Below are 21,815 nucleotides of genomic sequence, written 5' to 3' on the forward strand. Positions count from 1 at the left end.
GTCAGTACTCCTCCGGATCGATCTCTAAGACGAGCTCACCCGCCTTGAACGCCCGCACTAACCCGTCCGACTCGGAGAGGACGATCGCGGTCGCGTTCGTGTCCCGCGTGATCGCGCCGCCGGCCATGTGGCGCGCGCCGAGCCCCTTAGGGATGTCGACGCCCTCCGCGCCAGGTTCGAGATAGCGGTACGCGGAGACGATCTTCCCGGAGTCGGAGACGACGAACGCGCCGTCGAGTCGCGAGAACTCCTTGACCATGACGTTGACGATGGGGTCGCCGACGTGGACGTGCGACTTCTCGAAGGGGTTGTACGACAGCGGGCGAGACTTGTTCATCACCTTCCCCGCGTCGCCGACGACGAACAGCGCGCCCACCGGCTTCCCCTTCTGTCCCTTCTGCCCGAGCTCGATCGCGACCTCGAACACGTCGCGGATGACGCTCGGCTCCGCCCGGGAGTTGACGAAGAGGTCGTAAATCCCGGTGTGAATCGTCTCGTCGACGGTGACGCGGACCACCGCGTCCGACCCCCCGTCGAAGATGGAAGCGATACAGACCGCCTCGTCGCCCGCGGAGACGAGCTCGGCGTCCATCGCGCCCTCGATCCCGAACCGGATCCGGTCTTTGACGTCGTCGAACGGGAGGGGGAGCTCGACGAATGTGTCGGCGTCGACGTCGTTATCCGGAGCGACGACGACTATTTCCGTGTCGTCGTCCTCGAACCGGTCGTAAAAGGAGCTCGTCGGCGAGAACAACAGGACCGCGTCCGCGTCCTCGACGAGATCGGACAGGTGGTCGGTGAGCGAGGCCATTACCGGATTCGACTCTCGGACGACGTATAGTCGTTGCGTCGCTGTCGGTCGGGCGTCCGACGGGTTACACGCGCCCGAAACGAACTCACTGCTCACCGTCGATCGGCCCGACGCCGTCACCGCCGATCGGCCCGACGCCGCGCGACTTTTCCCCCCGCGGCGCCACCGGTCAGACGACCATGGCGACTCGCGACGCGCTCTGGGCCTACCGCGATCGGTTCGGCGACGCCTTCGGGCGGACCTACTTTCGCCGTTTCGGCCCGGGAGTGGCCTCCAGCGTCGGGATTGGAACGTATCTCGGTGAGCCGACCGCCGCGGTCGACGACGCCGCCCGCGAGGCGATCGGGCTCGCGCTCCGCTCCGGCGTGAACCACGTCGACACCGCGGTCAACTACCGGTGCGGGCGGGCCGAGCGCGTCGTCGGTGAGGCGGTCCGGGACTCGCCGATCGACCGCGACGCGATCGTCGTCGCGACGAAGGGCGGATTCCTCCCGTTCGACGGCGACCGTCCCGACGACCCCGCGGCGTCCGTCCGCGATCGCTTCCTCGCGACCGGGATCGTCGACGCCGACGAGCTCGCGAACGGCGCGCACGCGATCGACCCCGACTACGTGGAGTGGTCGCTCGACCGATCGCTCGATCGGCTCGGGCTCGATACGGTCGACCTCTTCTACGTCCACAACCCGGAGACCCAACTCGCGGCTCGCTCCCGCGAGGCGGTGTACGACCGACTGGAGGGGGCGTTCGAAGTCTTAGAGCGTCGACGAGCGGCCGGCGACGTCGGGGCCTACGGCGTCGCCACGTGGGACGCCTTCCGGGTCCCCGAGGAGCACGAGCGGTACCTCTCGCTCGCCGAGGTCCTCGCGCGGGCCGAGGCCGCCGGCGAGGCGGTCGGTCCCGACGGCGACCACGGGTTCGAAGCGATCCAGCTCCCCTTCAACGTCGCGATGGCGGACGCGTTCACGCGACGGAACCAGCGTTCCCCCGGAGGTGACGCCGGCAGCGACGCCGACGTCGAACCGGTCTCGACGCTGGAGTTCGCCCACGAGGCGGGACTTTCCGTGGTGACGAGCGCGAGCATCGGTCAGGGAGAACTCGCGAACGCGGGCGCGATACCGGCCGATGTCGACGCGGTGCTCGCCGGCGAGACGCCGGCCCAGCGCGCGCTCAACTTCGCTCGGAGCGCGCCGGGCGTCACCGCCTCGCTCGTCGGCACGAGCGACCCGGATCACGTCAGCGAGAACGTCGCCGCCGGCACCTTCGACCCCCTCGGCGCCTCGGCGTTCGACGCGGTCTTCGAGTGAGCGCGCCGCTCTCCGGTCGCGATTCGAACGGAGAACGACCGTGGCGAGAAAGAACGACCGTGGCGAGAAAGAACGGCCGCGGCGAGAAAGAACGACCGTGGCGAGAAAGAACGGACGGGGGCGGAGGGGAACGCGCGCGGGCACCGGCGATGGATTCGTCAGCTGCGCAGCGACGGCGGCGTGTCGCCTCAGCGCAGCTCTTTAAACCTGACTCCGCACTCGGGGCAGACCCGCACCGAGAACACCTCGTCGGGATCGTTTTTCTTTTTCAGGACCTGCTCGCAGTCGGCGCAGTTCAGTCGCTCGTAGGTGTCTTTGAATAAGTCGCCGTCGCGGAGTCCCTTGCGCGTCGATTTCATGTGTTGCGGTTGATCGCGTGAGGGTATAAAAACCCCGTACGACGCGAGTCGGACGGCGGTCGTGTCCCCGGCTGTCTGGTCCCTGACACTCTCGTCTCCGGCTGTCTGGTCTCCGGCTGCCTGATCCCCGACCGCACGACACGCGATGACCTCTCCCGGCACCGCGCTTTCGCAACGCTTGTCTCCGGGCGTCGTGAAGACCGTCCGTGTCACGGACCCGGCTGTTCGGATCGCTGTGTGCCCTCGTCTTCCTCGTCAACTTCGCGCGCGTCGTGTTCGCGCCCCTGGTGGGGCAGTTCATCGGCGAGTTCGCGATCGCCGAGGGGACCGCCGGGCTCATCGTCACGCTCGCGTGGCTCGGCTCGGCCGCCCCGCGGATCCCCGCCGGGTGGGCGCTCACGCGGTTCTCCCGACGGCTGGTGATCGTGGTCTCCGGGGCGATACTGACCATCGGCGCGCTCGGCGTCGCGCTCGCGCCCGGCGTGCCGACGCTGATGACGGCCGCGTTCGCGATCGGCTTGGCCTCCGGCGTCTACTTCGTCGCCGCGAACCCGTTCGTCTCCGAGCTGTTCCCCGAGCGCGTCGGGCGCGCGATGGGTGTCCACGGGATGGCGAGCCAGCTCGCCGCGGTCGCCGCCGCCCCGGTCGTTACGGTCGCGCTGTGGTACGACTGGCGGCTCGCCTTCTTCGGGCTCGCGGTGGCCGCGGCCGCGACGACACTCACCTTCGTCCTCCTCGCCTCGCGGACGGACCTCCCCGACGCCGGCGCGGGCGACACCGACTTCGTCGGCGGCGCGCTCTCCGAGTGGAAGCTCGTCCTGTCGGGCGTCGTGCTGGTGGGTCTCACGGGCTTTCTCTGGCAGGGGCTGTTCAACTTCTACGAGCTGTACATGATCGATAAGGGGCTTCCGTCGGCGACCGCTCGGAACCTCCTGACGGTGATCTTCGCGGCCGGCGTCCCCGCCTTCCTCGTCTCCGGCTACCTCGCCGACCGGCTCCCGCACGTGCCGTACCTGCTCGGCATCGTCTCGGCGTTCGTCGCCAGCGTCGCCCTCGTGGTCGCCGCCTCCGGGGTCGTCGCCGTCGTCCTCGCCAGCCTCGCCGTCGGCTTCGCCATTCACATGCTTTTCCCCGCGGCCGACACGTACCTGCTGGCGTCGCTGCCTGACGCGTCCCGAGCGTCGGCGTACGCCGTCTACTCCGCCGGGATGATGTCGACGCAGGCGGCCGGCTCGTGGGCCGTCGGCGAGGCGATCGAAGCGGGCCTCACCTACGACACCGTCTTCCTCGGGCTCGCGGGCGGGCTCGCGGCCGTCGTCGTCGCCTACGCCGTCTTGGAGCGCATGGGTCGCGTTCCGGGCGACGCGGCGGGCGCAGAGCCGGCGGCGTGACCGGTGAGAGCGAACGCTGACGCGCTCCCTCCTGTCGGCACGGACCACGGGTATCGCACCTGTTTAGGGCGTCCCGCCCCTGTACAGTGATAATGGAGTACGTCCAAGAGCGCGTGACGACGCTGCACGCGTTGACCGACCACCGGCCGGACGCCCCCACCGGTCGAGCGGCGGTCGTGGTGCCGATGACGGAACGCGAGTACGGAACGCTCGCGGCCGAACGCGTCCTCTCGGCGCTAGAGACGGTCGCTCCCGCTCGGGTGATCGTCCCCCTCCGAGCCTCGTCCGATCGCGTCGGCCCCTTCGCCCGGTGGCTCACCGGCTTCGACCTCGACGTGGAGACGCTGTGGTGCGGCGGCCCCCGACTGAACGGACTGCTCGCGGACCGCGGACTCGACGGGAAACGCGGGAAGGGACGTGACGTGTGGCTCGGCCTAGGTCGCGCCCTCCAAGAGAAGTACGTCGTCGTCCACGACGCCGACACGAAGACGTACTCGCCGGGGTTCGTCGACCGACTGCTGTTCCCGGTCGCGAACGGGCACTCGTTCTCGAAGGGGTACTACGCCCGCGTCGAGGACGGGGCGCTGTACGGTCGCCTGTTCCGGCTGTTCTTCCGGCCGCTCGTCCGCGCGCTCGCCGACGCCACCGAGCGCCGCGAGCCGAGCGTCATCGAGTACCTCGACGCCTTCCGCTACGCGCTCGCCGGGGAGTTCGCGGCGACGACGGACCTCGTCTCGAAGCTCCGCGTCCAGCGCGGCTGGGGCCTGGAAGTCGGAATCCTCGGCGAGGCGCACGCGCACGCCGGCTTCGCGGGGAGCGCGCAGGTCGATCTCGGTCGCTACGAACACGACCACCGCTCCGTCGACGGGCCGACCGGGCTCGCCGACATGAGCCGGGCGGTCGGGGAGGCGACCCTCCGCGCGGTCGAGGACGCCGGCGTCGCCGTCGACTACGACGGGCTCACCGACCGCTACCGCGAGGCGGCCGAGGGGCTGATCGACGGCTACGAGACCGACGCCGCGTTCAACGGCCTCGACTACGACCGCGACGACGAGCGCTCGCAGGCGGCGACGTACGCCGACGCCCTCGGCCGGCCGGGCCCGGACACCCGCCTCCCGCCGTGGCGCGACGCGCCGGTCACGCCGGCCGAGGTGGCCGAGGCGGCCCGAGCGGACCTCGCGGAGGCGACCCGCGAGGAGCCGGCGGAGGCGGCCGGAGACGGGGTCGACGAAGCGAACAGTACCGGCGCCGGAACCGGCGATGCCGACGCCCGCGGGAACGGTCACCACCCGCCGGCGGACCCGCCATCCGATCCCGTGTCGGGGGAGGACTGAACGATGGCAGAGGAGGGCGGTTCGGACGGCTCCGCGGCGGACGGCCCCGCAGCGGAGGGCTCCGGGACCGACGCGCCGAGCGTCGCCGCGCGCGACGACCTCGCGGGCGTCGTCGACCTGTTCGGCTGGCTCACCCGGGCGGAGCTCTCGCACGCGCTCTCGGAGCTCGCGTTTAAACGGCGGACCGAAGTCGACGACGACGCCATCGCCGCCGCGATCGACGTCGCCGTCGCGGAGTACGCGCTGGTGCCGGCGCCGCCCGCGGCGCTCGACGGGTTCGGCGATAGCGCGGGGACGACCGCGGGCGCCGTCCCCGAGGAGGTCGCCGACCCCGACGGGGGCCTCGACGCCGACGCCGTCGCGCTCGCTGTCGGGCCCGCCGCGTTCCCGTCGCTACCCGACGGCGCGGCGGACCTCCCGCACATCCTCGACGTACCCGAGCGCGACGTGGACCGTGAGAGGCTCTCGGATGCGGTTCTAGAGCGACTCTCCGAGGACGCGGCGGCGGCGATCAGCGAGGGCGACGACGACCGGTTGGCGGTCCTCGCGGACGTGACCTACGACGTCGAGGCGTGGGCGCCGGTCGACGCCGAAGATATCCGGGAGCGGATCGTCGTCGAACTGGACGCGTGATCGGCCGGCGGCGGGAACACGTTCGCCGTCTCAGACGTTCGCCTCGGCTTCGCCGAGCTCGCGCGCGAGGAACTCGGCGATAGAGACGTCCGCCTCCTCGACGAACCGGGCGATCTCTTCGCCGTCGCCGTTCTCGACCACGACGGTCGGGATCAGCTCGATCCCGTACTCGTCGACGCCCTCGCCCTCCTTGCCGTCCGGTCCCTTCGTCACCGGGAAGTCCTCGATCCGGTCGTCTGGGACGCCGGCGGCGTCGAGCGCGGCAGCGAACGCCGGGAGCTGTCGCTGACAGTCGCCGCACCAGTCGCCGCCCCACACGTTGAAGCGGTAGTCGCCTGCCCCGAGCGCGTTCAGGACCTCGTCGTCGAGCGCGTCGCCGTCGGCCCCGTCGGGCGCGAGCGTTTCGAGCGTCATGCCGTCCGATACGCCGGGAGACCTTGTAAACGGCGCGACGGCGGCATTTCCGGCGGACTGCGCGACTGCGGCAACGGCGGCGGGCGCCGCGAACACGTCTTGCCGCGGTCCGTCGGGCATTTGAGTGCCGGTCCCGTCCGGTCGCGTAATGGACGACGACGTGTTGGAGGGGCTCGGCTCGCCGCTGGTGCGAGTCGACGCGCCGCCGGAGACGACGGTGGCCGCGAAGGTCGAATCGCGCAACCCGGGCGGCTCCGCGAAGGACCGCCCCGCGCTGTACATGGTCGAGGCCGCGGAGGAGTCGGGCGACCTCGAACCGGGCGACGGAATCGTCGAGCCCACCTCTGGTAACACGGGGATCGGGCTGGCGATGGTCGGCGCCGTGAAGGACTACGACGTGACGCTCGTGATGCCGGACGGGAAGTCGATGGAGCGCCGCCGGCTCATGCGCGCGTACGGCGCCGACGTCGAGCTCGTCGACGGCGACATCTCCGCGGCCAAGGACCGGGCGGACGAGCTGGAGGCCGAGGGCGGGATGGTCCAGCTCCGCCAGTTCGAGAACCCCGCGAACCCGCGGTCCCACTACGAGACGACCGGATCGGAGGTCGTCGAGCAGGTCGGCGACCGGACCGTCGACGCGCTCGTCGCCGGCGTCGGGACCGGCGGGACCGTCTCCGGAATCGGTCGACGACTCCGCGAGGCGTTCCCCGACGTGCGGATCGACGCGGTCGAGCCGAGCGACAACGCCGTCCTCTCCGGCGGCGACCCCGGTGTCGACGAATTTCAGGGGATGGGACCCGGATTTGTCGCTCCGAACCTCGACGTCGACCTCATCGGCGAGGTTCACGCGGTCGACATCGAGGACGCCGAGGCCGAGTGCCGTCGGCTCGCGCGGGAGGAGGGGATTCTCGTGGGACAGTCCTCCGGCGCCTCGAACCTCGCGGCGAAAGACGTCGCTGCGGCGCTCCGCGAGTCGGGCGCGTACGCCGGCGACGAGCCGCTCGTCGTCACCGTGTTCTGGGACAGCGGCGAGCGTTACCTCTCGGCCGGCACGTTCGACGAGTAGGTCGTCGACCCGAACGTTGAGTATCGTCGGGCCCGCAGTTCCCCCGTGACCACGCACGCCGCACTCCCCGACGACGACTCCGACGGGTCGGCCGTCGAACCGTCCGAGCAACGGTTCGACGGCCCGTGGCTCCTCGTCCTCGCCCTCGCCGCCGGCGGGTGGAGCGTCTTCTACGCGCTCGACTGGGCGCTGCTCTCGGCCGGCACCCCGGCTGGCGCCGCCGTCGCCTTCGCCCACGGCTACCTCCTCGCGCCGCTCGCGACCGCCGCGATCCTCCTCGACGCGCTGTCGCTCGACGAACGGGGGGTCGCCGACTTCGGCCTTTTTAAATGGATGTACGCGCTGGTCTCGCTGGTGGCGCCCCCGGTGGGTGCCGTCTACTACGCGCACCGCGAGTGGCTGAAGCCGGGCGACCCGGCGCTGCTCGGAGCCCCGCGATGACGGATAATGCGACGACCGGCTCGGTCCGGGGCCTCGTCACCGCCGCCGAGAGCGGCGCGCCGCCAGCACTCCGCGAGTCCGTCGAAGTCCGCCCCGGCGGTCTCGCGGGAGACCGGTACCGAAACGGCGACGGGCGCTTCCAGCTCGACGGCTGCGCCGTCACCGTCGTCGCCGCCGAGGCGCTCGACGCGGTCCGCGCGGAGACCGGAATCGGCGTCTCAGACGGCCGTCACCGACGGAACGTCGTCGTCGAGGGGTTCGGTGCGACGATGGACGGCCTGCTGGAGGCGACCGTCGCGGTCGGCGACGCGCGCCTGCGACCGACCCGGCGGCGCCCGCCCTGCGCGCACGTCGAATCGCTGGCCGGCGAGGCGGGGCTCGCGTCGGCGCTGCGGAACCGCGGCGGACTCTGCTGTGGCGTCGTCGAGCCCGGGCGCGTCGCCGTCGGCGACCCCGTCACCGTCGCGGATCCGGACCCGCGCACCGCGGGCGCCGCCATCGCGGACCGGCTTCGCGAACGCTCGGCGGGCGGAGATAACCGACGAGACGGCTGACACGGTCGTTCCTTCCGGATGTGTGTAATTCACACACCTTCGCTTTGGTCTTTATATCGTCGAGTCCGGAGCTTTCACCATGGATCGCACTCGTCGATCGGCGCTGGCCGGGCTCGCCGCGGTCGGAGTCGGCGGCGTCACCGGCTGTCTCGGCGGCTTTCCCGACTCGTTCGCCGGCGACGGCGAGGGGGGAGCCGGAGGCGAATCCGACGGCGGCGACGACTCTGGCGACGACGACTCTGGCGACGACGGCTCCGGCGGAGACGACTCCGGCAACGGGGTGCGCCCGCCCACCGTCGACGGCGGGTACCACGTCCCGCATGACGCGGAGGACCTCGTCGCGGAGTCGCTCGACGGGGGGGTCGGGAAGGACGGGATCCCCTCGATCGACGACCCCTCGTTCCGACCGATCGCGGAGGTGACCTACGCCGAGGGGGTGCCGGTGTTCGGCGTCGCTCGAAACGGGGAGACGAAGGCGTACCCCCAACACGTCCTCTCCCACCACGAGATCGTCAACGACGAGATCGGCGGCGAGCCGGTCGCGGTCACCTACTGTCCGCTCACCGGTACGGCGCAGGGGTTCCGCCGCGGCGAGGCGACGTTCGGGGTGTCGGGGCAACTCGTCAACTCGAACCTGATCATGTACGACCGCGGGACCGACAGCTGGTGGCCCCAGATGATCGCCACCGGAATCGACGGACCGATGACCGGCGAGACCCTCGACGAGTTCCGCGTCGTCTGGACGACGGCGGCGGCGTGGGCCGAGCGCCACCCGGACTCGCTCGTCATGACCGACGACACCGGGTACGTGCGCCGGTACGAGAACGACCCGTACGGGAGCTACGCGCCGCTCGGGGGCTACTACGCTCGGGACCGGACGATGTTCCGACCGTTGTCGTCGCCCGACGAGGGCCACGCGAAGTCGGTCGTCATCGGGGCGCGAACGGTGAGCGGCGCGGTCGCGTTCGACAAGGAGACGCTGCTCGCGGACCGGGTGCTGACCGGCTCGGTCGGCGGAGGGGGCGCCGACGTCGTCGCCGTCGCGGACTCGATCCTCTCGACCGGTCGCGTCTACCGAAACCCCGAGGGACTGGCGGTCGAGCCGGACGGTGACGCCTACCGAGTCGACGGCGAAGGCGGCGGGATCGGGGCGGGCGACCTGCCGCTGGAGCCGGTGGTAGCGCTCGACGCGATGTGGTTCGCCTGGGCGGGGTTCTATCCCGACACCGCGTTCGTCGGCGAGCACACGGGGGCGGGGGATGGCGGCTGAGTCCGTCTCTCCGACCGAGGCGCCGGCCGCGTGGGTCGGCGGGCTGATCCGCCGGACCGGGTTCGCCGTCCGCGCGGCGCTCGGTCGGCGCGACGGTCGGACGACGGCTGGGGTCGTCGCGGTCGCGTACTTCCTCGCGTACAGCGCCGGGCTCCGCCACCTCGGCCTCCGCGACGGCGGGCGCGGCGGAACCGGCTCGGGGCTCGCGCCCGACGTCACCGTCGCGAGCGACCCGCTCGCGCTCCTGACGCGCCGAGTCGGACCGTTCCAGTACGAGCCCGTCGCGCTGGTCGCGGCCGGTTCGGTCGAGTACCTGTTCGCGCCCGTCAACGCCGCCATCGGGCTGGGACTCGCCGCGCTCGTCGGGGTCACGCTCGCGGTCTCCGTCGTCGCGTGGCGCGGCCCCGCGGCGTGCCGGATCGGGGCCGGAGCCGGCGCCGCCGCGGGGCTCCCCGGGCTCCTGTCGGGATTCGCCTGCTGCGGTCCGACGCTCCTCGTGGTGATCGGGGTCCAAGCCTCCGCGGGGTTACTCGCGGTCGTGCAGTGGTTCCTGCCGGTCGCGGTCCTCGGACTGCTCGCCACGCTGCTGTGGGTCGGGAGTCGCGTCGATCCGGCCGCCGTCGGGTGACGACGAGCGGCGCGTCCGCGGCCGACAGAGGGGAAGCCGGGAGGGGTTCCGGACGGAACCGAAAGCGTTGAGCCCCGACCGGACCCACATCCCGTCAGTGACAGCGGGATGAGCTGGCAGTACCGGCACACGGTGCTGTCGCTGTGCATGCTCGCGTTCCTGGTGACGTACTTCGCGAGGCTGGCGATCAGCCCGGTCGTCCCGCTGATCGTCGACGACTTCTCGGTGTCGAACACCGCCATCGGGGTCGCGCTCTCCGGGATGTGGCTGGCGTACGGCGCCGCCCAGTTCCCGAGCGGCGTGCTCGCGGACCGCCACGGCGAGCGGAAGGTCATCCTCGTCGCCGTCGGCGGCACGACGGCGATGAGCATCGTGTTGGGGCTCGCGCCTGTCTTCCCCCTGTTCGTGCTGGCGGCGGTGCTGCTGGGGCTCGTCGCCGGCCTCCACTACGCGGTGGCGACGACGCTGCTCTCGCGCACCTTCGACGACCTCGGGACGGCCATCGGGCTCCACTCGGTCGGCGGCCCCCTCGCCGGGCTCGTGGCGCCCGTCGCCGCGGCGTGGGTCGGGGTCCGGTACGGGTGGCGTCCCGCGGTCGCGCTGGCCGCGCTCGTCGGCGCGCCGGTGTTCCTGCTGTTCGCGTGGCGCGTCGGCCCGACCGAGCCGCGGCGCCCCGACCAGCCGATGCGGGAGCGGTTCGCGCTCGCGCCGCTCGTCGAGCTCCTCTCGCGGCCGAGCGTCCTCCTCCCGCTGTTCGTCGCGATGATCGGTACGTACGTGGTGCAGGGCGTGATGTCGTTCCTCCCGACGTTCCTCGTCGAGTTCCGCGGGTACTCGCCGTCTGCCGCCGCCGGGGTGTTCTCGGCGTTCTTCGTCGTCCGCGCCGCCGCGCAGGTGGGGCTCGGCCGGCTCTCGGACCGGGCGGGCCGCGACGTCGCCATCGGCGCGGCGATGCTGGCGGGCGCGGTCGGCACCGCCGCCTTCGTCCTCGGACCCGGACTCGTCGGCGTCGCCGTCGCGGTGCTGCTCGCCGGCTCCGGCGCGAGCTTCTTCTCGGCGATCGACCCGCGGTTCATGGACGCGCTCGGCGACGCGGAGCGTGGCGCCGGCTTCGGACTCGTTCGGACCGTCTACACGGTCATCGGTTCCGCGGGCTCCGTCGGCGTCGGGCTCGCGGCCGACCTGTTCGGCTGGGGCGTCTCCTTCGCGATCCTGGCGGCCCTGTTCGGCGTCACGTTCGCCGTGCTCGTCGCGAACTCTGCGCTGGGCACGGGGTACTGAGCCGCCGCCGGCACGGGTCCGTTACCGGGGGCGGCGCGCGCGTCCGCGATCCCAGACGACCCGAAGCTACGAGTCGGTGCGCGACCTACGACCTGGCGTGTACGATTATCACGCCCACACGAACTACTCGGACGGGGCGTTCCTGCGGTGGATGGTGGACGCGGCCGCGGACGCTGGCCTCGACGGGATCGGGTTCGCGGACCACTGCAACGTCTCGCCCGAGCCCGGTGCGGAGCGGTACAAGCGGGCGCTCGGATTCAACCTCGACCTGACGTACGAGCGGCGCCGGGAGGCGATCGAAGCGGTCCGCGAGGACGCCGCCGTCGACGTGTTCGACGCCGTGGAGATGGATTACGACCCCACACACGAGGCGGCGATCGCCGACTTCCTCGCCGAGGCCGGCTTCGACTACGCGGTCGGGAGCGTCCACGAACTGGACGGCGCGAACGTCCACGCTCGCTCGCACTTCGCGGACAAGCCCGAGTCGGAGCGGCGCGCGCTCGTCGACCGGTACTTCGAGAAGCTGGTCGCGCTTGCCGACTCGGAGCTGTTCGCGGTCGCCGCGCACCCGGACCTGATCGAGCGGAACCCGCACCTCCGCGGGTTCGCGACCGAGGACCACTACGCCGCGGTCGCCGACGCCTTCCGGGAGTCGCGGACCGTTCCCGAGATCAACGCCGGTCGACTGCTCGACGACTACGGGACGTTCCATCCGGCTCCGGCGTTCCTCGACCGACTCGTCGACGCCGGCGCACGCGTGACCGTCGGGACCGACAGCCACGAGCCTGACGAGATCGCGCCCCGGATCCGCGAGATCGACGCGGAACTGGACCGGCGGGGACTCGACCCGATCCGGCTGGACGAGGCCGTCGCGGACGTCTGAACTCGGCTTACGCCCTCGTCGAACGACACGAATCGGAGATTCGCCTGCTCGACTTCGCTTCGCTCAGTCGAACACCGGCCGACGTAGTCGGCCGAGCCTGACCCGGCTACGCCGGGTCAAACAACGTCTCGCCGTCGACCATGTGCGCCTCGACGGCGTCCATGTCGAGCGTGACGCCGAGGCCCGGCTTCTCTGGGACCTCGATGTAGCCGTCCTCGATGACGTCCTCCTCGACGAGGTCCGCCCACCAGCCGAGCTCGTAGGAGTGGTACTCGATCGCCAGCGAGTTCGGGATGGCGGCGCCGACGTGTGCCGCCGCCATGGTCGCAACCGGCGAGGCGACGTTGTGCATCGCGACCGGGACGTAGTACTGGTTCGCCACGTCGGCGATCTTGCGGGTCTCGCGCATCCCGCCGACCTTCGGCAGGTCGGGCGCGACGATGTCGACCGCCTGGCTCTCGATGAGCCGGCGCAGCTCGGTGACGCGGTAGCGGTTCTCGCCGACCGCGATCGGCGTGGTCGTGTTCTTGGTGACCTCCTCCTGCACTTCGAGGTTCTCCGGCGGCACGGGGTCTTCGAGCCACCACACGTCGTACTCCTCGATGGCGTCCGCGAGGCGCTTCGCGGAGCCGCCCGAGAACGTCCAGTGGCAGTCGAAGGCGACGTCGGCCTTGTCCTTCACGCGCTCGGTGACCTTCTCCACGATCTCCGCCTTGTGGCGGATCTCGCCGGGGCGGAGGTGACGGTTCGCGCGGTCCTTCTCCAGCCCCGAGGGGACGTCGAGGTCGAACTTCAGCGCGTCGTAGCCGAGCTCGTCGACGACGCGCTCGGCCTCGTCGGCGCACGCGTCGGGGTCGGCCTCCGCCTCGGTGTGGCAGTCGCAGTAGACGCGCATCCGGTCGCGGTACTTCCCGCCGAGCAGCTGGTAGGCGGGCACGTCGAGGATCTTGCCGGCGAGGTCGTGGAGCGCGACCTCGATCCCGGAGATCGCGGTGACGGTGACGCCCTCGACCGAGCCCTCGCCCGACATCTTCTGGATCAGGTGCTCGTACAGCCGGTCGATGTCGAGCGGGTTCTCGCCGACGACGAACGGCTTCATGCGCTCGATGAGTTCCGGCACGCCGGCTCCCCAGTAGGCCTCGCCGGTGCCGACGACGCCCGCGTCGGTGTACACGCGGACGAGCGTCCACGGGAAGTTCCCGTCGACCATCGTCGTCTGGACGTCCGTGATCTCGATGTCGCGGTCGCCGCCGCGCGACCCCGTGACCTCCATCGTCTCGGCGGAGAGTTCCCGCATCGTGTACTCCGCGTTCGGATCGTGGAGCGACTCGTAGTTTCGGCTCATGCTCGGCGGTTAATTCGGAACAGGGTAAACGTTTATGTTCGACGGGTGTTACGGGCGGGGTTCCGCGGGTCAGCGACCGGCCTCGAACGACGTCTTCGCCGCGGGTAATAATAGGGACCTTTTCATTACCGGGTTCGCAACATCACTCATGGTCGAGATCACCGATTCGCTCGCATGTCTGTTTACCGGAGAAGTCGAGGAGCGCGACGGCGACCACGTCGTCGCCGTTCCGTCCTCGGAGATCGAACACGGGACCGTCGCTCCCGACGAGACGTACCGCGTCGCCCTAATAACGCGCGACGGGGGAGACGGCGGCACCGAGTCGACCGAGTCCCCGACCGACGCGTCGGCGAACCGAGGCGTCGCGGGCAGCGCCGTCAGCGGGTCCGCGGCGCGCTCCCCCCCGGAGGACGCCGCCGGGCCGCCGGTCTCCGAGGGCGACGTCCGCGAGGTCACGATCGAGACGCTCGGCGACAAGGGCGACGGCATCGCGAAGATCGAGCGCGGCTACGTCGTCATCGTCCCGGACTCCAAGCCGGGCGACGAGCCGACCGTCGAGATCACGAGCGTTCGCGAGAACGTCTCGTTCGCCGAGGTCGTCGCGGAGTAGGGTTCGCCGTCGAGTCCGTCGATTACCTCACGGTCACTCGGGGGGGTCGCTCCGCGAGAACAGCCGCCGGAGGTGCGCCGGCGAGAAGAAGGAGCTCGGGCGGTCCATGTGGACGCCGATCTCGCCCGAGAGCGCCCACAGCCCGAGCCGCTGGACCGGTTCCGGCAGCGAGTAGCACCGACGGATCCCCTTTCCGAGCAGAATCTCGCGGCCGATCTCGTCGCGCCAGCCGGACTCGTAGTCGGCGAGCGTCGCCGGGTCCGCGGGGTCGACGACGTCCGCTGCCACGTCGGCCGCGGTCATCCCGTAGAGAATTCCGCCGCCGGTGAACGGCTTCGTCTGCGCGGCCGCGTCGCCGATCAGGAACGCGCGGTCGGCGGTGACTCGGTCCGGCGGACCGATCGGGATCGCCCCGGAGCAGAACCGGTCGGTCGTCGCGCCGTACGCGTCGGTGAGCCGGTCGAACATCGCCGTGACGTCGTCGCTCGGCGGGGCCGCGAGCCCGTACTCGACGCCGGCGTCGCCCCGCGGGATCCGCCACGCGAAGAACGTCGGCGCGGTGAGGTGGACGTCGACGAGGTCGCCGTCGTCGGGCGCGTCGTCGAACGCGAGCACGCCGTGGAGCAGCTCGTCCGGCTCGGGGAGGCCGAGCGACCGGCGCACGCGGGAGGTGGGACCGTCGCAGCCTGCGACCATCCGGGCCTCGACCGTCTCCACGTCCCCGCCGGGGGTCCGGACCTCGACGGCGACCCGGTCCGACCGCTCGTCGACGTCGAGGACGGTGTGGCCCTCGCGGACCTCGGCGCCGGCTTCACGGGCGCAGTCGGCGAGCGTCCGGTCGAGCCCGACGCGGTCGATGACGTTCGACACGGGCCGATCCTTGTAAAACGGGTGCGCCGTCGAGCCGGGGCCGCCGACGTGGAACCGCGCCCCGTACACGCGGTTCTGGAGGAGTCGGTCGCGGGACTCCTCTGGGACGTACCCCCAGACGTCGTCGGAGACGTGACCCGAGCAGGCCAGCGGCTCGCCGACCGTCCCCTTCTCGAAGACGACCACGTCGCGGTCGGCTTCCGCCGCGCGCCGGGCGAATCTGGAGCCCGGCGGGCCCGCGCCCACGACGATGAAATCGTACATACGGGAACGGTCGTGACGGACGCTTATAATTACGACGCGACTTACTCCAGCCGCGCGAGCAGGTTGAGGATGTGAGCGGTCCGGAGCATCCGCGCGGAGGTCCCGCGGTCGAACACCAGCTCGTCGCGGTCGAGCACGTGCGAGAGCACGTCCGCCGAGGCGTGCTCGGGTGCGGCGGCGATCCCCCAGTCGCGCTCGGCGATCCACTCCATCACCCGCAGGTCAGACTTGCTGTCGCCCATTACCAGCAGGAACGGGTCCCGTACGTCGAGCACGTCGAGTGCGGCCTCGACGCCGGCGACCTTGTCCAGCTCCAGCGAGCTGATCTCCGCCGCGTCGCCGCGGTAGTAGCCGACGGCAATCTGATCGAACAGCGCGGCGACCGGCTCCGGGATGTCCGCGAGCGCGGCCGGAGCGGGCGCCGCTTCTCCCCCGTCGGCGCTCGCCTCAAGCACCTCGCGGATCTCGGGGTCGGCGGCCGCGTAGTGGGCCCGGGCCCACGCGGCGCCGCGCTCGGCGGGTGCGGGGTCTTCCGCCCGGCGACCGCCCTCGCCGCCTTCGGCCGGTCCGTCGCCATCTCCGTTACCCTCACCGCCGACCGCCACGTCCGCCCGCTCGACGACGACCACCCCGAGCAGGTCGATCAGGTGGACGAGTCCGTCGTCGATCACGGCCTCTGCGTCCGCGCTCCCGGTCTCGAAGTTCGGCTTCAGGGTGACGTTGAACTCGTTGCCTTGGAGGTGACTGCCCCGGCGGATGTCCTGCGAGGCCTCGGGCAGGACGCGGGAGCGAACGGCGTCGAAGATGCCCCGAACCGACTCGTCGAGTTCCTCGTAGAGGAGCCGCTTCGTCCTGGAGCCGTGGCCGGGCGTGAACACGCCGTTGCCCGACTCGTAGACGATCGAAAAGGAGCCGGAGTGGACCAGTTCGTTCCCGAGCCCCTGGATCATGAACCCCTTCACGTTCTCTAACGTCTGACCGGTACAGATGACAATCGGCACCCTCGCGTCGTGGAGCTCCGTCAGCACGTGCAGCGTCTCGCGGGGGATCTCGTTGTCGGTTCCGCCGGCCGACCGGAGCGTCTCGTCGACGTCCAACACCAGCGCGTTGACGGCGCGGCCGTACCGGGCGTGGAGGTCGAGCGCGGTGAACGCCGTCTCGCGGTCGGCGTGGGCCGCGATCTCCGCGAACGTGGCGCCGCCCGGGAGCGCGTCGCGGATCTCCGATTTCAACAGGGTCAGCTCGTCGCTCGCCTCCTCCCAGTGTTCCAGCGCCACGCGCGAATCGACCGGCGGAAACAGGTCCACGAACGACTGGTGCTCGCGGAGGGTCTCGACGTCGAACTCGTCGTACAGCCGATAGAGGAGATCGTACCGCTCCATGCGCGCCCCTCAGATCCGGGGTCCGTAAAGCGTGCCGACTCGGTGATGCCCCCGCTAGGCCGACCGCCGCTCCGCCAGCCACGCCAGCGCCGCGTCGAGATCGGTCTCCGGCGGCGAGCAGGTCCGGTTCTCACAGACGTAGGCGGTCGGCTCGCCGTCGACCGCGTCGCGCCCGGCCCAGATCGGCGGCGCCTCGTCCATCCCGAGCCGGTCAAGCCACGCGTCGAGTCCCGCCTCCGTCGGGGGACGCGGCGCGACGAACGCGCCGGGGAGGTACCGCTCGCCGAGGGTCTCCCGCCACGCGGTCGGCACCGCGTCGGCGGCGATCGTCGCCTCGATGCCGCCGGTCTCGACGCGCTCGGCCGCCCGCACCAGCGAGACGTGCTCGAGCGGGCTCGCACGGATCCGGTCGGCGTGGGTCGTCACGACCGCCTCAGCGATGTCGGCGAACTCGCGGTCGGTCCGGAACCCATCGAGCAGCGCCAGCGTCTCGGCCGCCACGCCGAGGCTCGACGGCGTCGATCGGTCGGTGAACTCCTGCGGGCGGGCGAAGAGGGCGCCGTCGCCGGAGGCGTTCCCGTCCGTCCCGCCCGCTCCCTTCGCCTCCGGATCCCGCGTGAAGTAGATCGTCCCGTCGTCGGCGTCGTAAAAGTCCGCGACGATCGTCTCGGCCAGCTCCAGCGCGAACCCGAGCTGTTCCGGGTCTCCCGTGGCGGCGTAGACGTCGAGCGCGCTGCGCGCGAGGAACGCGTGGTCGTCGAGGTACCCCGGGCCGCGGACGTCGCCGTCGAGCCACCGGCGTGCGAGATCGCCGGACTCGGCATCGTACAGCCGATCGCGACAGAAGTCGAGCGCCTCGCTGGCGATCTCGGCGTACGGCTCCCCGAGGACGCCTCCCGCGTTCGCGAACGCGGAGATCGCCCGGCCGTTCCACGCCGCGAGCACCTTCTCGTCGCGAGCGGGCCGCGGGCGCGACTCCCGCGCCTCGAACAGCGCGACGCGGGCGTCGGTCAGGACTTCCCGGACCTCCTCGGTCGAGAGGTCTCGGCCCTCTGCGAGCCCCTCGATCGACGCCGCGACTGTCGGCACGGTCATGCCGCGCTCGAAGTTCCCGCCCGACTCGATCCCGTACCGCTCTTTCGCCAGCGACGCGGCCGGCTCGTCGAGGACCGCGTCGACCTCGGCGGGCGTCCAGACGTAGAAGGCGCCCTCGACGTCCGCGGCGTGGCCGCTGCCGTTGTCGCTCGCCTCTCCTCGCCGGCTCTCAGACGGTGCGGACCGCGCGTCGAGCGTGCTGAAGAAGCCCCCCGCCTCGTGGCGGAGCTCGCGGTCGAGGAACCCCAGCGTCTCGCTCGCGACGCGGGCGTACGCCGGGTCGCCGGTCACGCGGTACCCGTCGAGGTACACCAGCGGGAGCTCCGCGTTGTCGTACAGCATCTTCTCGAAGTGCGGGACAGTCCAGCTCCGGTCGACCGCGTACCGGTGGAACCCGCCGCCGATCTGGTCGTACATCCCGCCGCGGGCCATCCCGTCGAGCGTGCCGGTCGCGGCCGTGAGCGCGGCGTCGCGACCGCTCCGGTCGTACGCGCGCAGGAGCAGGTCGATCCGGCCCGGCATCGGGAACTTCGCGCCGCCGCTCCCGAACCCGCCGTACTCGTCGTCGTACCCGCGGATCGCGGCGGCGGCGGCCCCGTCGAGGAGGTCGGCGCCGGGTGGATCGGCGTCGCTCGCGTCCCTCGCGGCGTCCGTGTCGGGGACCGACTCCAGCTCGTCGCGGGCGCTCGTCGTCCACTGCTCGGCGCGCCGCTTCATCTCCTCGCGCTGTTCGGGGTCCGCCCACGAGTCGGCGATGCGCTCGCACAGGTCGCGGAACCCCGGCTGGTTCCGGCGCGGCTCGGGCGGGAAGTAGGTCCCGACGTAGAACGGTTTGCCTTCGGGCGTACACCACGCGGAGAGCGGCCAGCCGCCCCCGCCGGTGACGAGCTGCGAGACGGTCATGAACGTGCTGTCGACGTCGGGTCGCTCCTCGCGGTCGACTTTGACCGGCACGAACGACTCGTTGAGGACCTCCGCGACCCCCTCGTTCTCGAAGCTCTCCTCGGCCATCACGTGACACCAGTGGCAGGAGGAGTAGCCGATGGAGACGAACACCGGTACGTCGTGTTCGCGGGCGCGCTCGAACGCCTCGTCGCCCCACGGCTGCCAGTGGACCGGGTTGTCGGCGTGCTGCTGGAGGTACGGACTCGCCTCGTCTGCGAGGCGGTTCCGCTCCGTCGGCTGTGACATACCCCCGCTTGGCCCCCGCGAGGCAAAAAGCCGTCACACGAGCGGCGGATCCGCGGCCCGCCTCGGAATTCGATCCACGTGTGTGTCGATCTCAGTGTGAGAGGAAAGTAAAGCTTACACTACCGTGTACTTATCCGTCGAATATGACCGAGACCGTACTCCTCGTCGGCGGCGGCGGCCGCGAGCACTCGATCGCCCGAGCGGTGGCCGACGACTGCGCGCTGTACGCCTGCGCGAGCAACCGGAACCCGGGTATCCGCCGGCTGACCGACGGCTTCGACTCGATCGACGAGACGGACGCCGACGCCGTGGCCGACTACGCGACCGACGTGGGCGCGGACCTCGCGGTGATCGGCCCGGAGTCCGCGCTCGCGGCGGGCGTCGCGGACGCGCTCGACGACGCCGGGGTGTACGCGTTCGGCCCGCAGGCGGAGGAGGCGCGTCTGGAGACGGACAAGGCGTACCAGCGTGAGTTCATGGAAGAGGCCGACGTGCCCGGCTGTCCGGACTACGCGGTGTTCGACGAGATGGACGCCGCCTGCGACTACATCGACGCGTACGACGGCGACCTCGCGGTGAAGCCGGCCGGGCTCACGGGCGGGAAGGGAGTGAAGGTGATCGGCGACCAGGTGACCGCCGAGGAGGCGAAGGCGTACCTCCGCGACTCCGACTACGACCGCGTCGTGTTGGAGGAGCGGCTCGTCGGGGAGGAGTTCACGATCCAGGCGTTCGTCGCGAACGGCGACGTCCGGACGACGCCGGCGGTCCAGGACCACAAACGCGCCTACGAGGGCGACGAGGGGCCGAACACGGGCGGGATGGGCTCGTACTCGGACACGGAACGCTCGCTCCCGTTCATGGACGACGGCGACTACGCGGCCGCCGTCGGCGTGCTGGAGGCGGTCGTCGAGGCGCTCCCAGACTACAAAGGCGTCCTCTACGGCCAGTTCATGCTCGCGGACGAGGGCCCGAAGGTCGTGGAGTTCAACGCGCGCTTCGGCGACCCCGAGGCGATGAACACGCTGCCGGTGTTGGAGACGCCGTTCATAAACGTGCTCACCGCCGCCCGCGACGGGAACGCGCTCCCCGAGCTGGCCTTCTCCGGCGAGGCGACCGTCTGTAAGTACGCCGTGCCGGACGGCTACCCGGTCGATCCCGACTCGGGCGCGGAGATCGCGGTGGACGAGGAGAGCGTCGGCGACGCGCTGCTCTACTACGCCAGCGTCGACGAGCGCGACGACGGTCTGTACACGACCACCTCGCGGTCGTTCGCCGTGGTCGGCCGAGGCGACTCGATCGCCGCCGCGGAGCGACAGGCAGAGGACGGGCTCTCGGCGGCCGGCGGTGGGCTCCGAATCCGGCACGACGTCGGGAAGGCCGACCTCGTCGAGCGGCGCGTCGAACACATGAACGAGCTGCGGGAGTAGGGCGGCTCGCCGGTGACACGAGACGGGCGCACGGCTCGGGAGCGCCGTGGCGAACAGGCGGTCGTCGATCGCGTCCGCACGGCGGTCGACCGCGCACCCGTCTCGGCCGGCCGTGGGCCCTCGTCAGGTCGTGGGGGGCGCTGGGCGCGGGATCCGAGTTTAACCTTCGCGTCGAGATCGAAGCCGACCGGCCGTTTCATGTTTCATAATCGAGCGACCGTCTCATAATCGAGCGACCGCTTCATCTGATCTTTCCCTCGCGCGCTTCAGCGGGCCTTTTACGCGTGCCGTCCGAACGTCCACTCGTGACACACGAGGACGTCGACGTGGCGGCGGGGACGGCGGAGCGTGCAGGGGGGCACGCGGACGGCGACGCCGCCGGCTCTCGGACCGACCGGCTGGACCGCCACCCGACCCCCGGGTCGCGCAACTCGCTGTGGTCGTGGCCGGACGCGAAGTCGCCGCTCGTCGTCGTCCGCAACTACGTCGTGATCGTGCTCGCACGGATCTGTCCGAGCCTCCGGCTGAAGAACTGGCTGCTGCGGCGAATCGGCGTCACGGTCGGCGCCGGCGTCGCCTGGGGCTTGGAGTCGACGCCGGACGTGTTCTGGCCCGAGCGGATCACCGTCGGCGACGACGCCATCGTCGGATACGACGCAACGCTGCTGTGCCACGAGTTCCTCCGCGACGAGTACCGCCTCGGCGACGTCGTCGTCGAGGAGGGCGCGATGATCGGGGCCGGCGCGGTCGTCCTGCCGGGCGTCACGGTCGGCGAGGGCGCACGGGTCGCCGCCAACTCGCTCGTCGCCGCGGACGTGCCGCCGGAGACGACGGTAGCGGGCGTGCCGGCCGAAGTGGTATCGCGGGCGGACGAGGGAGGGAAAACTGTCGACGCGACCGCCGAGGCGACCGAATAGGAGCTACGCCGCGTCGTCGCTCTCGGGCTCGCCGCCGTCGCTCTCCTCGGCGACGCGCTCCGCCTCGGTGATGTGCGCCTCGGTGCTGACGCTCTCCAAGTCGACGCCGACCTCGCGCGCGACCGCGTCGAGGACGGCTCGCTGTTCCGCCATCTCGTTTTCGAGCTGTTGGACGCGCTCGGAGGTGTCGAGCACGGTCGTCTGAGTCTCCTCGACCTCGCTGCGGAGCTCGTTGATCTTCTGGTACGTGCGCTCGGCCTTGTCGGCGAGCGTCTGGATCTTCTTCGCCGTGTCCCCGAATCCCATGCCCGTCGGTGAGGCCCCGGGATACGTGGGCCTTTCCGT

Annotated in this window: 22 protein-coding genes; 14 read left to right on the forward strand and 8 right to left on the reverse strand. The window is 71.1% G+C overall.

The genetic code is table 11. The annotated features are described in order from the left end of the window. Position 1: 1 nt before the first annotated feature. On the reverse strand, positions 2-811 hold the full coding sequence (gene dacZ, locus OQF71_RS01385) for a diadenylate cyclase DacZ (protein ID WP_280585299.1): 810 nt from the start codon (positions 809-811) through the stop codon (positions 2-4). Positions 812-990: 179 nt separating this feature from the next. Here dacZ and OQF71_RS01390 point away from each other — a divergent pair, with 179 nt between their 5' ends. Continuing rightward, positions 991-2,115, forward strand: a complete 1,125-nt coding sequence (locus OQF71_RS01390) for an aldo/keto reductase (protein ID WP_280585300.1) — start codon at positions 991-993, stop codon at positions 2,113-2,115. Between the two features lie 188 nt (positions 2,116-2,303). On the opposite strand, the gene OQF71_RS01395 is transcribed toward OQF71_RS01390, so the two are convergent. Beyond that, a complete protein-coding gene (locus OQF71_RS01395; protein WP_280585301.1) occupies positions 2,304-2,474 on the reverse strand; it encodes an HVO_0758 family zinc finger protein in 171 nt (56 codons plus the stop codon). A gap of 206 nt (positions 2,475-2,680) precedes the next feature. Between OQF71_RS01395 and OQF71_RS01400 the strand changes: the two genes are divergently transcribed. From OQF71_RS01400 to OQF71_RS01410, 3 genes are all read left to right on the forward strand, one after another. Then, positions 2,681-3,865: an MFS transporter gene (locus OQF71_RS01400; RefSeq protein WP_280585302.1), complete on the forward strand. Its 1,185-nt coding sequence runs from the start codon at positions 2,681-2,683 to the stop codon at positions 3,863-3,865. Between the two features lie 92 nt (positions 3,866-3,957). Then, complete coding sequence (locus tag OQF71_RS01405; RefSeq protein ID WP_280585303.1) at positions 3,958-5,199, forward strand: glycosyl transferase family 2; 1,242 nt, start codon at positions 3,958-3,960, stop codon at positions 5,197-5,199. 3 nt (positions 5,200-5,202) lie between these two features. Next, positions 5,203-5,832, forward strand: coding sequence for a hypothetical protein (locus OQF71_RS01410; protein WP_280585304.1), 630 nt, complete (start codon positions 5,203-5,205; stop codon positions 5,830-5,832). Positions 5,833-5,862: 30 nt separating this feature from the next. Here OQF71_RS01410 and OQF71_RS01415 read toward each other — a convergent pair whose 3' ends face one another. Continuing rightward, entirely contained in the window at positions 5,863-6,246 is a 384-nt protein-coding gene (locus OQF71_RS01415; protein ID WP_280585306.1) for a thioredoxin, read from the reverse strand. A 148-nt stretch (positions 6,247-6,394) separates the two neighbouring features. Between OQF71_RS01415 and OQF71_RS01420 the strand changes: the two genes are divergently transcribed. The 7 genes from OQF71_RS01420 to OQF71_RS01450 all read left to right on the forward strand — a co-directional run bounded on the left by OQF71_RS01420 (position 6,395) and on the right by OQF71_RS01450 (position 12,369). Then, positions 6,395-7,312, forward strand: coding sequence for a PLP-dependent cysteine synthase family protein (locus tag OQF71_RS01420; protein WP_280585307.1), 918 nt, complete (start codon positions 6,395-6,397; stop codon positions 7,310-7,312). Positions 7,313-7,357: 45 nt separating this feature from the next. Beyond that, the gene (locus OQF71_RS01425; RefSeq protein WP_280585308.1) at positions 7,358-7,753 is read left to right on the forward strand and encodes a hypothetical protein; all 396 of its coding nucleotides are present in this window, start codon (positions 7,358-7,360) and stop codon (positions 7,751-7,753) included. Beyond that, positions 7,750-8,307, forward strand: coding sequence for an MOSC domain-containing protein (locus OQF71_RS01430; RefSeq protein ID WP_280585309.1), 558 nt, complete (start codon positions 7,750-7,752; stop codon positions 8,305-8,307). The genes OQF71_RS01425 and OQF71_RS01430 overlap by 4 nt, the downstream gene beginning before the upstream one ends. A gap of 79 nt (positions 8,308-8,386) precedes the next feature. Beyond that, positions 8,387-9,577 (forward strand): DUF3179 domain-containing protein, encoded by a 1,191-nt coding sequence (locus OQF71_RS01435; protein ID WP_280585311.1) that lies wholly within the window; start codon positions 8,387-8,389, stop codon positions 9,575-9,577. Continuing rightward, entirely contained in the window at positions 9,567-10,205 is a 639-nt protein-coding gene (locus OQF71_RS01440) for a hypothetical protein (RefSeq protein ID WP_280585312.1), read from the forward strand. The genes OQF71_RS01435 and OQF71_RS01440 overlap by 11 nt, the downstream gene beginning before the upstream one ends. Before the next feature lie 108 nt (positions 10,206-10,313). After that, complete coding sequence (locus tag OQF71_RS01445) at positions 10,314-11,486, forward strand: MFS transporter (RefSeq protein WP_280585313.1); 1,173 nt, start codon at positions 10,314-10,316, stop codon at positions 11,484-11,486. A gap of 97 nt (positions 11,487-11,583) precedes the next feature. Beyond that, positions 11,584-12,369: a PHP domain-containing protein gene (locus tag OQF71_RS01450; RefSeq protein WP_280585315.1), complete on the forward strand. Its 786-nt coding sequence runs from the start codon at positions 11,584-11,586 to the stop codon at positions 12,367-12,369. Positions 12,370-12,475: 106 nt separating this feature from the next. Here OQF71_RS01450 and OQF71_RS01455 read toward each other — a convergent pair whose 3' ends face one another. Next, the gene (locus OQF71_RS01455; RefSeq protein WP_280585316.1) at positions 12,476-13,714 is read right to left on the reverse strand and encodes a mandelate racemase/muconate lactonizing enzyme family protein; all 1,239 of its coding nucleotides are present in this window, start codon (positions 13,712-13,714) and stop codon (positions 12,476-12,478) included. Between the two features lie 148 nt (positions 13,715-13,862). On the opposite strand from OQF71_RS01455, the gene OQF71_RS01460 reads away from it, so the two are divergent. Next, positions 13,863-14,324, forward strand: a complete 462-nt coding sequence (locus OQF71_RS01460; RefSeq protein WP_280585318.1) for a TRAM domain-containing protein — start codon at positions 13,863-13,865, stop codon at positions 14,322-14,324. 33 nt (positions 14,325-14,357) lie between these two features. On the opposite strand, the gene OQF71_RS01465 is transcribed toward OQF71_RS01460, so the two are convergent. The 3 genes from OQF71_RS01465 to OQF71_RS01475 are packed head-to-tail and all read right to left on the reverse strand — an operon-like array spanning position 14,358 to position 19,126. Then, positions 14,358-15,458, reverse strand: coding sequence for a geranylgeranyl reductase family protein (locus tag OQF71_RS01465; RefSeq protein WP_280585320.1), 1,101 nt, complete (start codon positions 15,456-15,458; stop codon positions 14,358-14,360). 41 nt (positions 15,459-15,499) lie between these two features. Then, on the reverse strand, positions 15,500-16,840 hold the full coding sequence (locus tag OQF71_RS01470; protein ID WP_280585321.1) for an HAD family hydrolase: 1,341 nt from the start codon (positions 16,838-16,840) through the stop codon (positions 15,500-15,502). A gap of 54 nt (positions 16,841-16,894) precedes the next feature. Continuing rightward, a complete protein-coding gene (locus OQF71_RS01475) occupies positions 16,895-19,126 on the reverse strand; it encodes a thioredoxin domain-containing protein (protein WP_280585323.1) in 2,232 nt (743 codons plus the stop codon). 143 nt (positions 19,127-19,269) lie between these two features. Between OQF71_RS01475 and purD the strand changes: the two genes are divergently transcribed. Beyond that, positions 19,270-20,553 (forward strand): phosphoribosylamine--glycine ligase, encoded by a 1,284-nt coding sequence (gene purD, locus OQF71_RS01480; RefSeq protein WP_280585325.1) that lies wholly within the window; start codon positions 19,270-19,272, stop codon positions 20,551-20,553. Between the two features lie 326 nt (positions 20,554-20,879). Next, positions 20,880-21,470: an acyltransferase gene (locus tag OQF71_RS01485; protein ID WP_280585340.1), complete on the forward strand. Its 591-nt coding sequence runs from the start codon at positions 20,880-20,882 to the stop codon at positions 21,468-21,470. Positions 21,471-21,473: 3 nt separating this feature from the next. Here the strand turns inward: OQF71_RS01485 and OQF71_RS01490 are convergent, their stop codons facing one another. Beyond that, positions 21,474-21,776: a DUF5798 family protein gene (locus tag OQF71_RS01490; protein WP_280585327.1), complete on the reverse strand. Its 303-nt coding sequence runs from the start codon at positions 21,774-21,776 to the stop codon at positions 21,474-21,476. Positions 21,777-21,815 lie beyond the last annotated feature (39 nt).

Source organism: Halorubrum sp. Boch-26 (genome assembly GCF_029889805.1).
In the GTDB taxonomy this organism is placed as follows: domain Archaea; phylum Halobacteriota; class Halobacteria; order Halobacteriales; family Haloferacaceae; genus Halorubrum.